17 protein-coding genes are annotated in these 17,466 nt (G+C 41.3%); 14 read left to right on the top strand and 3 right to left on the bottom strand.

Features of this window, described 5'->3' with window-relative positions:
* Positions 1–125: 125 nt before the first annotated feature.
* The 11 genes from FLL46_RS02620 to FLL46_RS02570 all read left to right on the top strand — a co-directional run bounded on the left by FLL46_RS02620 (position 126) and on the right by FLL46_RS02570 (position 9,073).
* Positions 126–1,103, top strand: coding sequence for a calcium/sodium antiporter (locus FLL46_RS02620; protein ID WP_142891856.1), 978 nt, complete (start codon positions 126–128; stop codon positions 1,101–1,103).
* A 246-nt stretch (positions 1,104–1,349) separates the two neighbouring features.
* A complete protein-coding gene (locus tag FLL46_RS02615; protein WP_142891855.1) occupies positions 1,350–2,360 on the top strand; it encodes a KpsF/GutQ family sugar-phosphate isomerase in 1,011 nt (336 codons plus the stop codon).
* Positions 2,360–2,899, top strand: coding sequence for a 3-deoxy-manno-octulosonate-8-phosphatase KdsC (kdsC, locus tag FLL46_RS02610; RefSeq protein WP_142891854.1), 540 nt, complete (start codon positions 2,360–2,362; stop codon positions 2,897–2,899). Before FLL46_RS02615 ends, kdsC begins: the two co-directional genes overlap by 1 nt.
* Positions 2,896–3,474 (top strand): LPS export ABC transporter periplasmic protein LptC, encoded by a 579-nt coding sequence (gene lptC / locus FLL46_RS02605; protein WP_142891853.1) that lies wholly within the window; start codon positions 2,896–2,898, stop codon positions 3,472–3,474. The genes kdsC and lptC overlap by 4 nt, the downstream gene beginning before the upstream one ends.
* Positions 3,461–4,177 carry an LptA/OstA family protein gene (locus FLL46_RS02600; RefSeq protein WP_142891852.1) on the top strand — a complete coding sequence of 239 codons (717 nt, stop codon included), beginning with the start codon at positions 3,461–3,463 and terminating at the stop codon, positions 4,175–4,177. Before lptC ends, FLL46_RS02600 begins: the two co-directional genes overlap by 14 nt.
* Entirely contained in the window at positions 4,174–4,899 is a 726-nt protein-coding gene (gene lptB / locus FLL46_RS02595; protein WP_142891851.1) for an LPS export ABC transporter ATP-binding protein, read from the top strand. Before FLL46_RS02600 ends, lptB begins: the two co-directional genes overlap by 4 nt.
* A gap of 307 nt (positions 4,900–5,206) precedes the next feature.
* Complete coding sequence (locus tag FLL46_RS02590) at positions 5,207–6,712, top strand: RNA polymerase factor sigma-54 (RefSeq protein WP_142891850.1); 1,506 nt, start codon at positions 5,207–5,209, stop codon at positions 6,710–6,712.
* Positions 6,713–6,798: 86 nt separating this feature from the next.
* The gene (gene hpf / locus FLL46_RS02585; protein ID WP_142891849.1) at positions 6,799–7,086 is read left to right on the top strand and encodes a ribosome hibernation promoting factor; all 288 of its coding nucleotides are present in this window, start codon (positions 6,799–6,801) and stop codon (positions 7,084–7,086) included.
* Between the two features lie 97 nt (positions 7,087–7,183).
* On the top strand, positions 7,184–7,645 hold the full coding sequence (locus tag FLL46_RS02580) for a PTS sugar transporter subunit IIA (RefSeq protein ID WP_142891848.1): 462 nt from the start codon (positions 7,184–7,186) through the stop codon (positions 7,643–7,645).
* 304 nt (positions 7,646–7,949) lie between these two features.
* Entirely contained in the window at positions 7,950–8,801 is an 852-nt protein-coding gene (gene rapZ, locus FLL46_RS02575) for an RNase adapter RapZ (RefSeq protein ID WP_142891847.1), read from the top strand.
* An 8-nt stretch (positions 8,802–8,809) separates the two neighbouring features.
* Positions 8,810–9,073, top strand: a complete 264-nt coding sequence (locus FLL46_RS02570) for an HPr family phosphocarrier protein (protein ID WP_142891846.1) — start codon at positions 8,810–8,812, stop codon at positions 9,071–9,073.
* 28 nt (positions 9,074–9,101) lie between these two features.
* On the opposite strand, the gene lepB is transcribed toward FLL46_RS02570, so the two are convergent.
* Complete coding sequence (gene lepB, locus FLL46_RS02565; protein ID WP_210418577.1) at positions 9,102–9,803, bottom strand: signal peptidase I; 702 nt, start codon at positions 9,801–9,803, stop codon at positions 9,102–9,104.
* Positions 9,804–9,929: 126 nt separating this feature from the next.
* Complete coding sequence (locus FLL46_RS02560) at positions 9,930–10,832, bottom strand: transcriptional regulator GcvA (RefSeq protein ID WP_142891845.1); 903 nt, start codon at positions 10,830–10,832, stop codon at positions 9,930–9,932.
* Positions 10,833–11,459: 627 nt separating this feature from the next.
* On the opposite strand from FLL46_RS02560, the gene FLL46_RS02555 reads away from it, so the two are divergent.
* The 3 genes from FLL46_RS02555 to FLL46_RS02545 all read left to right on the top strand — a co-directional run bounded on the left by FLL46_RS02555 (position 11,460) and on the right by FLL46_RS02545 (position 16,051).
* Positions 11,460–12,365 carry an arginine deiminase-related protein gene (locus FLL46_RS02555; RefSeq protein WP_168204012.1) on the top strand — a complete coding sequence of 302 codons (906 nt, stop codon included), beginning with the start codon at positions 11,460–11,462 and terminating at the stop codon, positions 12,363–12,365.
* Entirely contained in the window at positions 12,325–14,211 is a 1,887-nt protein-coding gene (locus FLL46_RS02550; protein ID WP_142891843.1) for a diguanylate cyclase, read from the top strand. The genes FLL46_RS02555 and FLL46_RS02550 overlap by 41 nt, the downstream gene beginning before the upstream one ends.
* Before the next feature lie 109 nt (positions 14,212–14,320).
* A complete protein-coding gene (locus tag FLL46_RS02545; protein WP_142891842.1) occupies positions 14,321–16,051 on the top strand; it encodes a serine/threonine-protein kinase in 1,731 nt (576 codons plus the stop codon).
* 138 nt (positions 16,052–16,189) lie between these two features.
* Here the strand turns inward: FLL46_RS02545 and FLL46_RS02540 are convergent, their stop codons facing one another.
* The gene (locus FLL46_RS02540; protein ID WP_142891841.1) at positions 16,190–17,350 is read right to left on the bottom strand and encodes an FHA domain-containing protein; all 1,161 of its coding nucleotides are present in this window, start codon (positions 17,348–17,350) and stop codon (positions 16,190–16,192) included.
* Positions 17,351–17,466 lie beyond the last annotated feature (116 nt).

Raw genomic sequence — 17,466 nt, 5'->3', positions numbered from 1 at the left:
ATTCGATCGGAAGCTGATATATCTTAATGGATTGAAACATTTTTTTTCTTGCTAATCAGATAATTAGATTACTAACATACACGGCTAGCGCTGTATTTGGGATTCATTAGGTCAACAACACACAAATGCTACTTTATTTCGCGATGGTTATCTCCGGCATTTCGCTGCTTGTCTGGAGTGCCGATAGATTTACAGACGGTGCCGCGGCCATTGCTCGCAACTTGGGCATACCACCACTGATTGTTGGGTTGACCATTGTCGCTATGGGTTCATCTGCGCCGGAAGTTGTAGTGTCCATAAATGCAGCTCTGAAAGGCACGCCCGGACTTGCCATCGGCAACGCCATTGGCTCCAATATTGCCAACGTCGGATTGGTACTCGGAATTGCCGCACTTGTTGTTCCTCTAAATGTTCAGTCAGCCACTCTAAAACGAGAAATTCCGGTTCTGTTTAGCGTGATGATTCTTGCATTTATGCTAATTATCGACTTACACATCTCAAAAATTGACGGCGTTATTCTGCTTTTTTCTCTCGGCGCTTACCTGACCTGGTTAACCCGCTCAGCCATTAAAACACGTAACAAAAATGACTTAATGTTAGAAGAGATTATAGAAGAACTACCCGAGCAAATGCCGAACTGGAAAGCCAGCTTATGGGTAGTGGTTGGACTTATCCTACTTCAAATCAGTTCTAACCTTTTAGTCACGGGCGCAACTGAAATAGCCAGCGAATTCGGCGTGAGTGATTTTTTGATCGGGGTAACGATCGTCGCCGTTGGAACGAGTCTCCCAGAACTCGCCGCCTCAATAACTGGCGTGTTAAAGGGAGAGCATGAACTTGCGATTGGAAATGTGATAGGTTCCAATATCTTTAACCTGTTGGCAGTATTAGGCGTTCCAGCGATACTGACTTCAGTTGAAGTATCTCGTGATGCATTGATGATCGACTATGCCTTTATGTTCGGTATTACAGTTGCCGTTTGTTTTATGGCCTGGGGGCAAAAAAATGGACCGGGCGAGATCACTCGCTTTGAAGGCGCAATACTATTATCATTATTTATTGGTTATCAGGCCTACCAGTTTCTTGTTGCCTCGAACGCTTGATAATCAGAACGACATCTAAACGAATACCTTAAAAGCTTATCTCCAGGTCTCTGTCTGGGCTGAGCACACTTCCCCAATATTCAATCCGACTGTCATGGCTTGAAAATGTTAAAAATAATATATTTTTAACGATATCATGACTATTTAAGATATACTTCAAGTCAAAATTATTGAACCCTTTAGCTGATAGAATATTCGACAACGGCAATGCCATGTTTCAATTAAACCTCATGTCTGACAAAAATCATGCCTGAAAAAAACACTATGCCCCAAGAAGATCGCATGTCTCTTAGAAACCAGTTTATCGAACGCGCCAAGAATGTCATAGAAATTGAGCAAAGCGCAGTTTTGTCACTCAAGCAAAAGCTCAATGACGATTTTGCAAAAGCCTGTGAAATTTTATTCAACTGTGAAGGTCGCATAGTCGTCATTGGTATGGGTAAATCAGGGCATATCGGCAACAAAATTGCGGCCACTTTGGCTAGCACCGGAAGCCCGGCATTTTTTGTTCATCCAGGCGAAGCCAGTCACGGCGATCTGGGAATGATTACTACCAAAGACGTCGTCTTAGCGTTATCTAACTCAGGGGAAACCAGCGAAGTCACAACTATTTTACCCGTTATCAAGCGTAAAAATGTTCCTCTAATTAGCATGACCGGCAATGCCAACTCAACCCTTTCAAGGTTTGCAACTGTTAACCTGGACACCAGCGTTGAAAAAGAAGCCTGTCCAATGAACCTGGCTCCTACCGCGTCAACAACCGTTTCATTGGTCATGGGAGACGCACTCGCTGTGGCCCTATTAGATGCTCGCGGTTTTACCGAAGACGATTTCGCACTATCTCACCCCGGCGGTAGTCTGGGCAGACGACTACTACTAAAAGTTGATGATATTATGCATAAAGATCAACTGGTACCTATTGTCAATTTAGATACGCCAATTCATTTGGCTTTACTCGAAATGAGTGAAAAGCGATTGGGAATGACCTGTGTTGTTGACGAACAAGGCGTTCTAAAAGGAATTTACACCGATGGTGATTTACGCCGAACTTTAGAAACAGAACTAAATTTTAAAACCACCCCCATCAGTCAAGTAATGACCCAGGGTGGAAAAACAATCAGTGCAAATAAACTTGCTGCCGAAGCTTTGCAAATTATGGAAAGTAAAGCAATCAACGCCCTGGTTATTACCGACGAAAATAACCACCCCATCGGCGCGCTCAACATGCATGATCTTCTTAAGGCAGGCGTAGTCTGATGTTACCTAATTATCCAGCCAACATTTTAGCTATTGCCAAAAACATCAAACTGCTTATTTGTGATGTAGACGGTGTACTCAGCGATGGAAAAGTCTACCTGACCAACCAGGGTGATGAAATAAAAAGCTTTAACATCAAAGACGGATTGGGTATCAAGCTCCTGCAAAAATCAGGTATTCAAGTTGCAATAATTACTGGCCGACATTCAACTATCGTTGAACGTCGAGCCAAAGAATTAGGAATTCAACATGTGTATCAAGGGCGTTCGGATAAGCGTTCAACCTTTGATGAAATTGTTTCTCTGCTAAGTCTGACTCCTGCTCAGGTCGCTCACATTGGCGATGACTTGCCTGATTTGCCATTGATGAAACGCGCCGGCTTGGGAATTAGCGTCGCTGATGGATATGAATTTGTTCGCGAGCAAGCTGACTGGGTTACTACGACTTCCGGCGGCCAGGGGGCAGTTAGAGAAGTAGCCGATTTATTGCTTCATGCACAGCAAAGGCTAGATGATATTCTTGATGGTTATATGACGTGAAAAAACGCACGCTAATTTTTATCATTTCCTCAATAGCAGTTGTTTTATTGACGACAAGTTACTGGCGCTCCGATCAACCAGCGGATTCTATTGTCGAAAAGAAACCATCAAGCGCTGATTATTTTTTTAAGCAGGTTTCGCTGAAAAATTATGATGAAAATGGAAAACTGATCAATCAAGTTGATGCAAAAAAAGTTGAACATTTTTTGCTGGATAACGTCTCAGTTTTTGAAGCACCGAAAATAAAGACATTAGGCGTCAAAGATTCCGATTGGCTTATTCAGGCAAAACAGGGAAAGTTGACTCATCAAACGAATCAGCTTGATCTCATCAATAAAGTTGAACTGACACAAACAGACAAAGCGGATCAAGCACAAAACTCGTGGGCCAGAATTTATGGCGAGCAGCTCTCCTTTAACTTGGAGCAAAATACTGCAACCACAGATGAAACCGTCACCATTTCCGTGATGGGAACTGAAACTTTTGCAAAAGGTATGCAAGCAAATTTTAAAAAAGAACATATTGAACTTGGTGAGCAAGTTCATACTATAGGAAAAAAGAATGTTGTTGACTAACAAACCGTCTCGCCTTTTGATGGCCCGCATATCAGCAATAGGATTGCTTTTGTTCTTTCAATCAAACACTGCAGTTAGTCGCGAATCCGATTGGGGAATTACCAGCGAAAGCTCTGTTTTCGATCTCGCCAATCGAGTACTGCGTTACACGGGTAACGCCAAGTTTACGAGTGAAAATGTCCGCGTCGCCGGCAACCAGATTGAAACTAACAGTAAAAACAGAGGTGAAACAGAATCGATTAAAATATCGGGACACCCCGCTCATTTCACTTTCAACGACCCGTCTAACAAAAAAATTGATTTCACTGCAGAAAATATAAATTATGTTCTTAAAACAGAGTCAATTAACGCACGTGGGAACATAGAGCTGAACCTGCGTGAAAATGCAAACAACCAGGTAAAAATCAGCAGTCAAAAACTCAGCTTTGCTTCTCTACCGTCAGGTTTACTCACAGCCTATGGAAACCCACTAGAGGTGACGATTTCGCAACCCGAAAGTACGTTAAAAGCGACAGCATCGGAACTAGTTTACAATCAGAAAACACAACAGTTTGAGCTCACCGGTAAGGTAAAACTAACCACGGAAAGAGAAACCATTAAGGCACACAAAATTCATTACAATGGCGAAACCCGCGTGATGCAAATCCCTAAATCCCCTAACCAACAAGTCGAAATGACTCAAAATAAAAAGAAAGAGCAATGAGTAAACTTTCAGCACAGCACTTAGCTAAAGTCTATTCTGGGCGAAAAGTCGTTTCAGATGTTTCGCTCGAAGTCAGCATCGGAGAAATCGTAGGGCTGCTGGGCCCGAACGGCGCAGGAAAAACCACTTCGTTTTATATGATTGTAGGATTAGTGAATGCTGACGGTGGTGAGATTTGGCTGGATAATCAAGAAATTACTTATTTGGCCATGCACCAGCGAGCCAAACTGGGTATTGGGTATCTTCCCCAGGAAGCTTCGGTATTTCGTAAACTTTCGGTTGAAGATAATATTATGGCGATACTGGAACTGAATACTGAGTTGAGCAAAAAACAACGCTATCGAAAGATGATGGAGTTGTTAGATGAGTTTCAAATTACACACATACAAAAGAGCCCGGGGATGGCGCTTTCCGGCGGTGAAAGGCGCCGCGTGGAAATAGCTCGCGCACTCGCCAATGATCCCAATTTTATTTTGTTAGATGAGCCCTTTGCCGGTGTTGACCCTATTTCGGTTACTGATATAAAGAACGTTATTCAACAACTACGAGACCGTGGTCTGGGTGTTTTAATTACCGATCATAATGTGAGAGAAACTCTGGATGTTTGTGAGCGGGCCTATATCGTTGAATCTGGAAAATTACTAGCCCAGGGCAGCCCAGGTGAAATTCTTAGTAATCAACAGGTTAAAAAAGTTTATCTGGGCGAAAACTTTAAACTTTAATAGTAAAGGCTAGACTTGAAGTAACCTTGATAGTAGTCACAGTCATTGTTTGCTTTTTAAACTATTAATGACTGATTTAATCGATAAATGAACAAATTTAAACCAACAGGTAATAAAAATAAAATTTATTAGTTAATATGCTTGATTCCTGGCGCATTCGCCATCATATTAACAACATCGCTAACTAATAAATAAACGTATTTACTAACTAGCTGTGCGGGGTGTTTTTTCTCAATTAAACCGAATAACTGCTATAGTTAGTAACAAGAGAGGCAACGGGTAAAAGCGCCTCTGGAAAAAAACATTAATGAAACAATCTTTACAACTTAAAATCAGTCAATCTTTGACAATGACCCCCCAATTGCAGCAAGCAATTAAGCTGTTGCAGTTGTCAAGTCTCGATTTACAAAGTGAAATTCAACAGGCGCTTGACTCTAATCCACTACTTGAATCGGAAAACAACGAATCTCTAAGCGAAATCGAAAGTAATGCCAATAATGCTGAGTCACAAAATCAAGTGGAAAACTCAAGCGACGACTTCGATACCAGCACACAAATTCAAAGTGACAAAATTGAAACTGACTTAACAATTGATACCAAGTGGGAAGATTGGGGTTATGTTTCTCAGGGTTCAAACTCTGGACGAAATAACGACGACTCTTCAAGTTTTGATTATCAGGGCGAAACATCTGAATCTCTGCAAGATCAACTTCAGTGGCAAATTGACATGATGAATATTAGTGATGTCGATAAAGCTATTGCCACCATTTTGATTGATGCAATCGATGAAAGAGGCTACGTACAACTCAACCTGGAAGATGTGGTTGAAATGTTTGCCGAAGAAAATGAAGACTTAATTGAAGATCCTGAAAGTGAATCACAAATTGAATTGGAAGAAGTTAGCGCGGTACTTCATCTATTACAAAGCTTTGAACCCGCGGGCATTGCAGCCCGTAACTTGCAAGAGTGCTTGTTACTTCAGCTAAAACGAGATTCCAACGATACTCCATCGCATAAACTGGCACAAAAAATCGTTCAGGAACAATTCCCGCTCCTTTCTAGTCGAAATTATCGACAGATCATGCGCGCTACCGGCACTTCAGAACTGCAACTGAAAGAAGCAATTGAAATAATCCAGTCGCTGGATCCGCGGCCAGGCAACCAAATCAGCCAAAACACGGCGCAATATATCACGCCCGATGTTTACGTTACGAAAGATAGTAAAGGTGTATGGGGAGTTGAATTAAACAACAGCTCCTCTCCTAAATTGAAAATCAATAGTGACTATGCCAGCTTGATTAAAAGAGCCGACAACAGCGCTGAAAATGTTTACCTGAAAAATAATTTACAAGATGCCAAGTGGTTTATCAAAAGCCTGCAAAGCCGCAATGAAACCTTGCTAAAGGTAACCAGCTGCATTGTTGCAAAACAAATCGGCTTTCTTGAATATGGCGAAGAAGCGATGAAGCCTCTGGTCCTTAATGACGTCGCTGAAGAAGTTGAAATGCACGAATCAACCATTTCCCGCGTGACTACGCAAAAATATATGCATACACCTCGGGGAATTTTCGAACTGAAATACTTTTTCTCCAGCCATGTTGGCACGACAACGGGTGGAGAATGTTCATCAACAGCCATCAGAGCGGTCATCAAAAAGTTGATCGCAGCTGAAAACCAGGCAAAACCGCTTAGCGATAGCAAATTAGCGAATTTGCTCAAAGAGCAAGGAATCAAGGTCGCTCGAAGAACAGTGGCGAAGTATCGAGAAGCAATGTCGATACCACCTTCGAACGAACGAAAGAAATTGATCTAAGGCATTAGGGATCACTTCTCAATGTTGTAATCTAAACATGTGAAGCGAAACCTGATATTTCCGTCAACAAAAGAAGGAATACTACTATGCAAATTAACCTGACTGGTCATCACTTAGACATTACTGACTCTCTTCGAAACTACGTTTACGAGAAGTTTGAGAGAATCGAACGTCATTTTGATCATATAAATAACGTCCATGTTATTTTACAAGTTGAGAAGCTCCGCCAAATTGCAGAAGCCAAACTCAATGTCAATGGAGGCGAAATATTTGCGAATAGTGAGTCGGAAGATATGTATGCAGCGATAGATACCTTGATCGATAAGCTCGATCGTCAAGTTATTAAACATAAGGAAAAACTCACCCGTCATTAATTATCATTTTTTCGGTAAAATTTATTACGAAAAATCGGGGCGATTATGCTAAAGTTGGCACCTAATCGCCCCAAACCTTTAACACCACCTCAATTCAATGAAAATTAGTCAAATTCTCTCTCCAGAATCAACTTTCTGCAGCTTGAAGCTATCTAGCAAAAAGAAAGTTCTGGAAAAGGTCAGCGAAGTAATGGCTGAGTTTATCGACTGTCCCTCGCAAGACATATTTAATAGTCTGTTTGCTAGAGAGCGCCTGGGCACAACAGCACTAGGGCATGGAATAGCAATTCCCCACGGTCGTGTTGAGGCCTGCACTGAAGCAACTGCGGTTTTCATTTTACTGGATGAAGCCGTTGATTATGATGCACCTGATGGCCAACCGGTCGACATAATCTTCGCAATTATGGTTCCCGAAAAAGCGGACAGCGAGCAATTAAAATATCTCGCGGAGATTGCGCAAGTCCTTTCAAAGCCGACATTAGTATCACAAATTAGGCATGCCCATTGCGGTGACGCATTATTTGAGATAATTGAAAAAGCGACGGAAAAGCTCCAATAACTCAAAATAAGATAATCCGACATACTGATGTCATAAGGTTATATTAACTTAAACTACATCTAATTTATTTGAATTGAATATAATTAACCTGAAAACTGTAAATCAGGTAACGCTCAATTTAACTATTTAAGCAAAATGATATGAAATTGAGTGATATTAACTTTTATCATCAGAGGTATTCCGTAATAATGATCTGCGTAGATTGAATTTGCGCCTAATTAATTTACAGTGATATCAATAAACAACTATATTAATAATTACGTTCATTAAAAAATAATCAAACCACAAAGGAATATTTATCCACATGAAGAGGATAATTGTCAGCGGTCGTTCTGGTTCAGGAAAAACAGTTGCGCTTAGAGCTTTGGAAGATCAGGGTTTTTATTGCGTTGACAATATTCCAATAAAACTTATTCCGGCCTTATTGGACCAAATAGACTCACATTACCCAGGTTTGGCTATTGGTATAGATGCACGTAATGTTACTCATACCTCAGAAGAATTTGATTCACTCATCAAACAAATCAGGCAAAGTAAGTTTCAGCTTGATGTGGTTTTTATCGACGCGAATGACACAACACTACTAAAACGCTTTAGCGAAACCAGACGTCGCCATCCCTTGACCACTGAAGGTCTTTCCCTTTCAGAAGCCATCCAATTGGAAAAGGAAAGGCTAGAACCGGTTACCCGCTACGCCCAGTTGGTCATTGATACCACTTCCAAATCTCCCCATGAATTATGTGAAGTGATCGTCGAGAGAGTGTTAGGAACAAAATCCTCTCGCTTAAGTTTATTGTTTGAATCTTTTGGGTTTAAAAACGGCGCACCTAATGACGCTGATTTTGTATTTGATGCGCGTTGTCTGCCGAATCCCTATTGGGAAGAAAAACTGCGGCCTTATACAGGAAAAGACGAGCCCATTATTCACTATTTAGAATCACAACCCACGGCACAAGAGTTTTACTGGCAACTTAAAGTATTTTTGCAAACCTGGATACCAAGATTCGAAGAAGATAACCGAAACTATTTAACCATTGCCATTGGCTGCACCGGCGGCCAACATCGTTCTGTGTACGTCGCTGAAAAATTGGCCAAGAACTTCGCCTCTCTTTATCCTGACACGCAAATTCGCCATCGAGAACTTAGAGAGTCTTAAGGCTTGATATGCCGAGTATCGATTGTGAAGTCGTAAACATCAAAGGAATGCATGCAAGAGCCGCCGCTAAGATAGTGGCGTTAGTCTGTGATTATCAATGCTCGGTGACACTTAATCACGGCGATAAAAGCGCGCCAGGTGATAGCCTGATCAAACTATTAACTTTAAATGCACCCAAAGGTTCTCTGATTTGTATTGAAGCGAGTGGCGATGATGCCGACGCCTTCCTGCAAGCAATTCAATTGCTTTTCGCGGAAGGCTTTGGAGAATAAGTTATTTGATGTAAAACCTAATGATCAACTAGAGTCTTTGCCAGTATCGCCCGTCGCGCGGTAAATAATAATTATCACTATCGAATGACACAACCACTCTTTCAGCCCTTCCAACGAGTTCACTTCTAGGTATTAGTCCAATTACCCGCGAATCAGCACTGTTATCACGATTGTCTCCCAGCACCAGTAGATAGTCTTCAGGAATAGTCGTTTCGTCAAACGAATCTAGCGAGGAGCGCATTGTTCGGCTAACTCGAATAGGATAGCCTTGCGATTGCGCAATGTTATCGTAGCCGCTTTTAACTGGCTTTTCCTTAAAATACACCGCGTCCTCTCGATCTTGCATAAATTGATCAATTGTCAGATCGCTCTCCAGCAACTCGGTATTAACTTGCTTACCATTGATCATCAAGCGGTTTTTATTCATAGAAACACGATCACCGGACACACCAACAACTCGCTTAATCAGGCGTTCACCAGCTTTTTCCGATTGGAAAACAACAACATCACCTGCTTGTGGTTCGTGATGTCGGTTCAAATTAATGCTGGAAAATGGAATTTTAACGTCATAGGCAAGTTTATTAACCCAGACTCTATCGCCAATCAAAATATTCGGTTGCATTGAGCCGGATGGAACATGATACCAATCTGCTACTGCGGTACGAAAAAATAGCATCAAAAAAATAAATGAAATAACGCCTTTATTATTTTTCCAAAATCTTGCCAGCACTGAATACGCTCCAATAGTGATTTGTTAACTTCTATTCATTAACATCAAAACTCAATAACTTTCTATAATGACCATATAATCATGGTATAGAGTGAAAATACGATTACTCTCATTCGACCACAAAAATTACATAAGATTCCCACTCTCCTGCCGCACTGTCTGCAACAACCAGTCAGTAAATGCCTTGATTTTTGGTCTTTCGGCAGATTCCTTAGGGCAAACAATGTCATAGGAAAAGTCACTTTCCATCATCAGCTCAAAAGGACGAACCAGGCGCCCCGCCTGAACATCTGCTTGCGAAAGCACCAAATGCCCCATCGCGATACCTTGTCCATAAATCGCCGCCTGCTGAACCATCGAGGTATGGCTAAAAACGGGCCCATGATTCAGATTAATTCCCTTAACTCCCGCAAATTTTAACCAGCGTCGCCAATCTCCGGTACTCCCATCATGTAACAAAGTATGATGTTTCAAATCTTGCGGCGATTTGAGAGGCTTATTTCCTTCAAGCAGCGCTGGAGAACAGAGTGGTGTGAGTCGCTCACTCAACAAGGTCACGGAATGAACTCCGGGATAATCACCGGTATCATAGTAAATAGCGACATCAACATCTTCCCTGACAAAATCGACCGTGTCATCGCTAGCCTTCAGGCGAACCTCAATCTCAGGGTAAATCTGGCTAAAATGAGAAAGTCTGGGCACTAGCCAGACGGTCGCAAATGTCGGCACAACGCTAACTGTTAAAGCACCGCTGGCACCTTGAGCCTTTATTTGCTCTGTTGCACTACTTAAAGTCTCAAAAATGTCCCGAATTTTCGGCCAATAATTCTGGCCTTCATCGGTTAACAATAGCTTTCTATTTCGCCTGACAAATAGCGGAACGCCCAAAAATTCTTCTAACGATTTTATTTGATGACTAACAGCTGCCTGAGTCACAAAAAGTTCATCCGCTGCTTTGGTAAAACTTAAATGCCGCGCCGCGGCCTCAAAAGCCCGCAGGCTTTTTAGTGGTGGTAGTCTTTTCCCCATTGTGGCTCGCTAATGGATTAGTTTTTCTAATGCGAATCATTATAAATGATCGTTTGAAAAGGTACAATTTGATAAGTATAGTTCGCCCCAAGTTCAGAGTCTAAAGAACTTCAAAGTACTAATTGAACGATACCACTTTGGTTGTTCGTAGTATTTTTGGATTAATCACTTTGATGCAAAGTGAGATATCTGAATTAATGTTTCCAGTAAGCAGGTGAGTGTTGAAATTTACACGAATGACTGAGAAAGCAAGCATTCCGATTGGATTGTTGAGTTTTTCCTTAATCAGGTCTTAGTCATGAATTTGAGGCATAGCCTCAACGGTATGATTAGCCCATACCACGCTTGTTAAGCCGCTCTATATAGCGAATTAGCAAGAACACAGTTTTAAGTTGAACTGTTTTGAGAGTTGTTTTTTGTTTCTGTCCCAACAGAGTTTATTAGTGAATGCTGTGGCCTCCTACCCCTTTTTGGTCCTATATTTCACAGCAAATTACTAGTAAAGCTTGCTTCGGCAAGCTTTTTTTTTGCCTGAGATTTGAGTTAGTATTGCCTATTAATTGCTAACCAACCTTTCCTATCCTTATGACAACCTTTACGCAATCCCATCTTACAAGTTCGTTGGTAATGGTTAGACCCACTGATTTCGGCTACAACGAACAAACAGGGCAAGATAACGAATTTCAAAACAAACCTGTAGATAGTCAAGCCAATGAAATCACCCAGAAAGCGCTCGGTGAATTTTCTCAAATGGTCGAGCAATTAGAGTCCCACGGAATAGAGATTTTAATTTTAGAAAAGCAACAAACAACACAAAAATTACCTGATGCTATTTTCCCCAATAATTGGTTTTCAACTCGGGAAGATGGAAATATTTTTATTTATCCGATGAAAACACCTAATCGTCGCGCCGAAATTCAGATAGAACCGCTTCAAAATAGTCTTAAAAGCAAAGGTTACACAATCAAAAATGTTATCGATTTACGCCAGGAATTTACCAGTGACTCTTTTTTGGAGGGAACCGGCAGCCTTATATTCCACCATCCAACCGGCCAAGTATTCGCGGCTTTGTCAGAACGCTGTCATCAATCAGCGCTTATTCAGTTTGCAGATAAATATCAATACCAGCTATCGACATTTGAAACCTCGACAGCTAGCGGAAAGCCGGTTTATCACACCAACGTGTTGATGTCCTGTGGGGAATCCTTTGCTGTCATTGCAGAATCGGTGCTGAAGGAATCTAGCAGCAATCGTACTTCGATGCTACAGTTAACAGACACTGTCACAGATCTTATCAGTATTTCAGAACAACAAATGACTGAAAATTTTTGCGGTAACATCATTCAGGTCAAAAACAAACAACAACAATCATGCATAATAATGTCTTCATCCGCTCATTCTGGCTTTAGCAATAGCCAACGAAAACAACTAGAAAAACATGGCGAACTCATAGTTTGCGATATTCCGACAATTGAACACATTGGAGGTGGAAGTGCTCGTTGTATGGTCGCCGAAAATTTCCTTTGCAAATAAAAAAGTTCGACACTCGATTAGTTGCCTTAGATTAACTATTGCATTATGTTTCGTCTGCCACTTCACCTACGCCATGGCGGCTCCTCATAAAAACTCTGAAATAGAGAATTCTTTAGGGACTAATCCTGTAGCAGTTTATAAAGAGTTGGCCCTCAAAATAAAGCAAGTATCTTCAAATCACGAAAAGTTAGAACTCCTCTATCAGATGATATTGGCGCGAGCAGAAATTGGAAAGCTCGACATAGAAGATGAATTAAACGAATCAATAATTTTAGCTCAACAATTGGGCGATGATTATAAACGCTGCTTACTTCAAATTTTTCATTATAAAATACTTTCATCGAAAACAGACATTGATCAAGAGTTCAACGCAAAGAACCTGGCGGAAACTTGTAGTGGCGAACTAAACGACCCAAATCTACAGGTTGATTTTGCATGGGTCGAAGGCGGTATCGCACAAAACAGAGGTTCAATCACTCAAGCTATCAATAGTTATAATAAAGCTTATGAAATAAGTAAAAAAAACCAATTGTTGAGAAAAACATTTATCTCGCTAATTTATCTTTCCCGCGCATCGGCCTATACCAACAGCCTTGTACCTGCCGGAGAATATCTTGATGAAGCGGAAACCTTATTTAAACAACGACCAATGTTACATGACTCAGGAATATTGGAATACACTAAGGGTAGTTACTATTTAGCGAGTAATAAATTAGCGTTAGCCCAAGAGCATACTTTAAATACAATTAAAATTGGGCAAAAGTACAACAACGAATATGGTTTGATTTCAGCCTACTTTCAACTCGCGCAAATCGCTAGCCAACAACATAAAATAAAAGAAACTTTTGACAACCTGGAGCTTGCACAAGAAATTGCCCTCCGGCATGCTGACAATAACTGGTTAGTTGAGTTGTTTACATTCCAGGCACAACTAGGATTACAAACTCATGAGCTCGATAGAGTAAGCACTCTCATTGCGAAAACAAAAGAGATTTTAAAAACTAAGGATAATCCTCTTATCAATTCGCGATTAGCGGCTATCGAATCTCGCTACTTTGCGGCCACACAAAATTATGAGCAAGCTTACCGCTTACAACAGAAATCAATTCAACTTCAATATAAGGCATTTAAAAATCAAAATGATCGAAACTTAAAAGAGATGGCATACCGTTTTAATTTCGAACACCAGCAAACAGAAAACGCGCTGTTACAAGAGCAAAACCGAGCCCAGCAACTCGAGCTGGAAAAGCAACAGTCGAAACAAAGGCTTCACTTATTAGTCGGCGTTTTACTCATATTATTATTACTATTTTCAATACATGCCTACCGGCGGGAAACTCGTATAAAAAAACAAATGACGAAACTTGCGCTCACCGATGAATTGACCGGCGCGTCCAATCGAAGACATATCTTCGAAACACTGACCAACGAAATCGAACGTGCAAAGCGTTATCAATTCCCATTAACAATCAGTGTAATTGACTTGGATCACTTTAAAAAAGTTAATGATAGCTATGGTCATCACGTCGGAGATAAAGTCCTTAAACATTTCGCAGAAACATGCCAGCAACATCTTCGATCTGACGATAATTTTGGCCGTATTGGCGGCGAAGAATGGTTATTTATTTTTCCACATACTGATCCGGAAAAATCGCTACAAGTTTGTAACCGCATTAAAAAATCACTAGCGGAAACGATAGTCAACCCCATGGCTCAATCAGTCACTATCAGCCTTGGCGTTACCGCCTTACAAATAAACGACGACATTGAATCAATTATACACAGGGCCGATTTAGCACTTTACCAGGCCAAAAATTCGGGTCGCGATCGAGCCATTGTTCGCTAATGATTTCAACGAGTTCGAAAGAAGATGACATTATGGCAATTCAGGGCAAACTCAAATAAATGGGTCTAAAATAAGAATACTCGAAGACAAAATAATAAATTGAACGTCTATGGGATTTCCCATCTTAGCAGGCTATAAAATTAACCAGGAGTTGGCGTCGGGCGGAATGGCAAAAATTTATGATGCCATCCAGGTTTCCCTTAATCGCCCCGTCGCAATCAAGTTTCTAAGCAAGAAGCTGTTAACCCACCCCGAAGCCAAAAAACTGTTTGAGCGAGAATCTCTGATTATCGCCCAGCTCAATCATCCGAATATTGTCCAGGTCATTGATAAGGGCATTACTGATGATTCTCAGCCATTTTTTGTCATGGAAAAGATCAAAGGAATCGATCTGTCTTACATGCTCTCAGGTGGAGAACTCCCTCTTGGTAAAAAGCTCGACATCGCTATTCAGCTTTGTAGAGGCCTGGCTTACGCTCACAAAAATGGCGTTATTCACAGAGATATAAAGCCCTCAAATATCATTATTGACCAACATGGAAACGTCAGGATACTAGACTTTGGCATCGCCATTGCTGAAGAACCGGTCAATCCCCGAAAAAGCAACCGCGATAGAGATGCCGCTAACGAAAGTCAAACCAGTGTTATGGGCACCGAAGGTTACGTCGCCCCAGAGCAGGAAGCCGACTACAGTAAAGCTACCTTTGCGAGCGATATCTATTCTGTTGGAATTCTTTTTTATGATCTGTTTGGCAAGCCCTGCACTACGACGGATAAAAAATCCCGCGACAGACTAGAGAATCAATTGCCGGACGAGCTTGTCAACATGATAGAAAAGTGTTGTCATGATTCGGCGGCCAAAAGATACCAGTCCTTATCTGAAGTACGAGACAAGTTGCTCGGCATATCTCAGGGTAGTCACCTTGGAAAAACCAACATCAAAGAACTAGAGCAGGAAAATAAGGATCTTACCAGCAACTTTAACTTACTCGATGTTTTAAGTAAGACGCACGGAAAACGCGTATACCTGTTTCAGAAAAAAAGTAATCGGCAGTTGTTCGTTATTAAACGAACCATCGGCGACACCAGTGGACTAAAAGAGGCAAAATATCTATCAAGTTTGAAACACCCCAACATTCTTAACGTCTTCGCTGCGGTAAAAAGCCAGAGTAATGTCACCATTATTAGTGAATATCTGTCAGGCGGAAGTTTAAGTAACCAGCTTATTCAGGACATGAATGAACAGAGCTTTCTGGTGCAAGCGTGTCAAATCTGTTCAGCGCTCTACTTTGCGCATCAGAATAATATTTTGCACCGAAACCTTTCACCGAATAACATTCTCTTTGACGCGAAACAAAATCTGAAACTCAGTGACTTTGGTCAGGCGGCAAGCAGCAACGATGACCCGCAAGCAATCCGCGCATACCAACCACCCGGTAACCAGGCTTTTAGTGAAAAATACGATATCTACTGTATGGGTGCCATTTTTCATCATATGCTTTATGGCGTACCGCCTGCCACTCCCCTTCCCTCACCGACCAAGAAAGTCTCAATCCGGCTGGAAAAATTAATCGATAATATGATCGCAATTGATCCATTGCATCGACCGAGTTCAGCTCAGCAAATTCTGGTGGAATTGCAACGAATCGCCAGCAATAGTTCGAACAAGCAGTTTCGTTCCAATATGGGAAAGTCAACCAAACAAGACACTGTGGAGCCACGAGTAAGGAGATTGTCTCAAACCAGACACAAAAAAGATCACACAGTCTGGCTTTCCATTGCGTTGGCAATCGCCATTTTGTGTATCATAGGATTACTGATCAAAGACTTTGTGAAGTGATTTTCCATAGGCGGTCAGTAAACTGAACAACTATTCAATTGAACAAGCTGCGCATACAACCAAATAAGAAAACCTGAACACGACTTCACGCTAATCAGGTGAAAAATTGATCGGCTGTTTGCACAGACAGGTTAAATATTAGCCAAACAGCCCCAAATAAAAAGCGCCTAAAGCAACCACAACCACGACAACAACAGCAGCGATAGCCTTCCCTGTGCCCGAAGAACCGCCAGAAGGTTTGGCATAATTTAATGGCTTATCGCCTACACATTGAAACTTGAGTAAAGTGCCACCAACAACTAATTCGTCGCCATCTTGTAAGACACTTCTTGCTTGCATTTTTCCATTAACCATTAAGCCGTCCGCGGCGCCATCATTTTTAATTTGCCAACCCAAATCGGTTTCTTGCAAATAAACATGTCTGGCTGAAACGCTTCGCTCACTCGTTGATAAATGATGTCCTAGCATTCTGGATATGTGGTTTTGCGTTTTGGTAATTTCATAGATTTTCCCCTGAACATCAGGCGACATTCCATGCAGAAACACCTTATGACTGGCTTCAGATTTTTTAATCAGTCCATGATTTGCAGTTACCCGGTTTTCTTTTTTGGGTTTTGCTACCTTTTCTCTGACAATAGTGCGAGGCTTACTCTCAACTTTAGTGACCGGTCCAATCACGCTAAAAATAAATTCATCTAGTCTTAATTCATCGCCATTTCTCAATTCACAAGACTTGATCCTCTCGCCATTCACGTACGTACCGTTAGACGAGTTAAGATCTTCGATATAAAGCTTATCTTTTCTAAGTGCAAATTTAGCGTGCTTTCGTGACACATAACTTAAAGGAACCAAAACATCGCAGCTCTTTTCACGGCCAATATCAAAGCCATTGGCTAAGGAAAAATACTGGCCATCTAATGGTGGGGAAATTGCCTTCAACATCCAGGGACTGACAGACGGGCGAATAACCGTGGCCTGCTCTGGCACTTTCTCAGGAACAGGCGTGCGTTCGCTTAGCGGATCAATGATTTCTAATTCGCTAGTTCCTAGCCTGATGATATCCCAGGCAACTAGCTGATGCTCATTGACAACCGGAACCTCATTAATAAAAACGCTACGTTTAGCGCTAACATTTTTTAGTAGAATCTCATCTTGCTGGATAACCAGTTCAACATGTTGCGGGTCAACTTGATCTTCATCCACAACAATATCGCAGCCAGGATCAGAGCCGATAGTGAAGGTAGAATCTACCAACCATATTGCAGGCTTTCTTCGATCCTTGAATTGGATTTTTAGCATAGGTGGAGCAATTCCTATTGTTTTTCTAGTTCAGAATTTATCTGACACTATTGTACCAATTTTTCTTAGTATAATAACGACTTATGGTGAATATCAAAACGATTTTTTTGTCAAAT

This window comes from Aliikangiella coralliicola (assembly GCF_007004725.1).
Classification (GTDB): domain Bacteria; phylum Pseudomonadota; class Gammaproteobacteria; order Enterobacterales; family Kangiellaceae; genus Aliikangiella; species Aliikangiella coralliicola.
Note: the sequence above shows the minus strand (reverse complement) of the source record. Positions and strands in the feature narration are given on the sequence as shown.

Bases quoted from the DNA above. Each gene is read 5' to 3' on its own strand.
- FLL46_RS02560 (WP_142891845.1), bottom strand. From the start codon at position 10,832: ATGGGGAAAAGACTACCACCACTAAAAAGCCTGCGGGCTTTTGAGGCC.
- FLL46_RS02600 (WP_142891852.1), top strand. From the start codon at position 3,461: ATGTTGTTGACTAACAAACCGTCTCGCCTTTTGATGGCCCGCATATCA.
- FLL46_RS02620 (WP_142891856.1), top strand. From the start codon at position 126: ATGCTACTTTATTTCGCGATGGTTATCTCCGGCATTTCGCTGCTTGTC.
- FLL46_RS02615 (WP_142891855.1), top strand. From the start codon at position 1,350: ATGCCTGAAAAAAACACTATGCCCCAAGAAGATCGCATGTCTCTTAGA.
- FLL46_RS02555 (WP_168204012.1), top strand. From the start codon at position 11,460: ATGGTTAGACCCACTGATTTCGGCTACAACGAACAAACAGGGCAAGAT.
- lptB (WP_142891851.1), top strand. From the start codon at position 4,174: ATGAGTAAACTTTCAGCACAGCACTTAGCTAAAGTCTATTCTGGGCGA.
- kdsC (WP_142891854.1), top strand. From the start codon at position 2,360: ATGTTACCTAATTATCCAGCCAACATTTTAGCTATTGCCAAAAACATC.
- FLL46_RS02570 (WP_142891846.1), top strand. From the start codon at position 8,810: ATGCCGAGTATCGATTGTGAAGTCGTAAACATCAAAGGAATGCATGCA.
- FLL46_RS02545 (WP_142891842.1), top strand. From the start codon at position 14,321: ATGGGATTTCCCATCTTAGCAGGCTATAAAATTAACCAGGAGTTGGCG.
- FLL46_RS02580 (WP_142891848.1), top strand. From the start codon at position 7,184: ATGAAAATTAGTCAAATTCTCTCTCCAGAATCAACTTTCTGCAGCTTG.
- hpf (WP_142891849.1), top strand. From the start codon at position 6,799: ATGCAAATTAACCTGACTGGTCATCACTTAGACATTACTGACTCTCTT.
- FLL46_RS02590 (WP_142891850.1), top strand. From the start codon at position 5,207: ATGAAACAATCTTTACAACTTAAAATCAGTCAATCTTTGACAATGACC.
- rapZ (WP_142891847.1), top strand. From the start codon at position 7,950: ATGAAGAGGATAATTGTCAGCGGTCGTTCTGGTTCAGGAAAAACAGTT.
- FLL46_RS02540 (WP_142891841.1), bottom strand. From the start codon at position 17,350: ATGCTAAAAATCCAATTCAAGGATCGAAGAAAGCCTGCAATATGGTTG.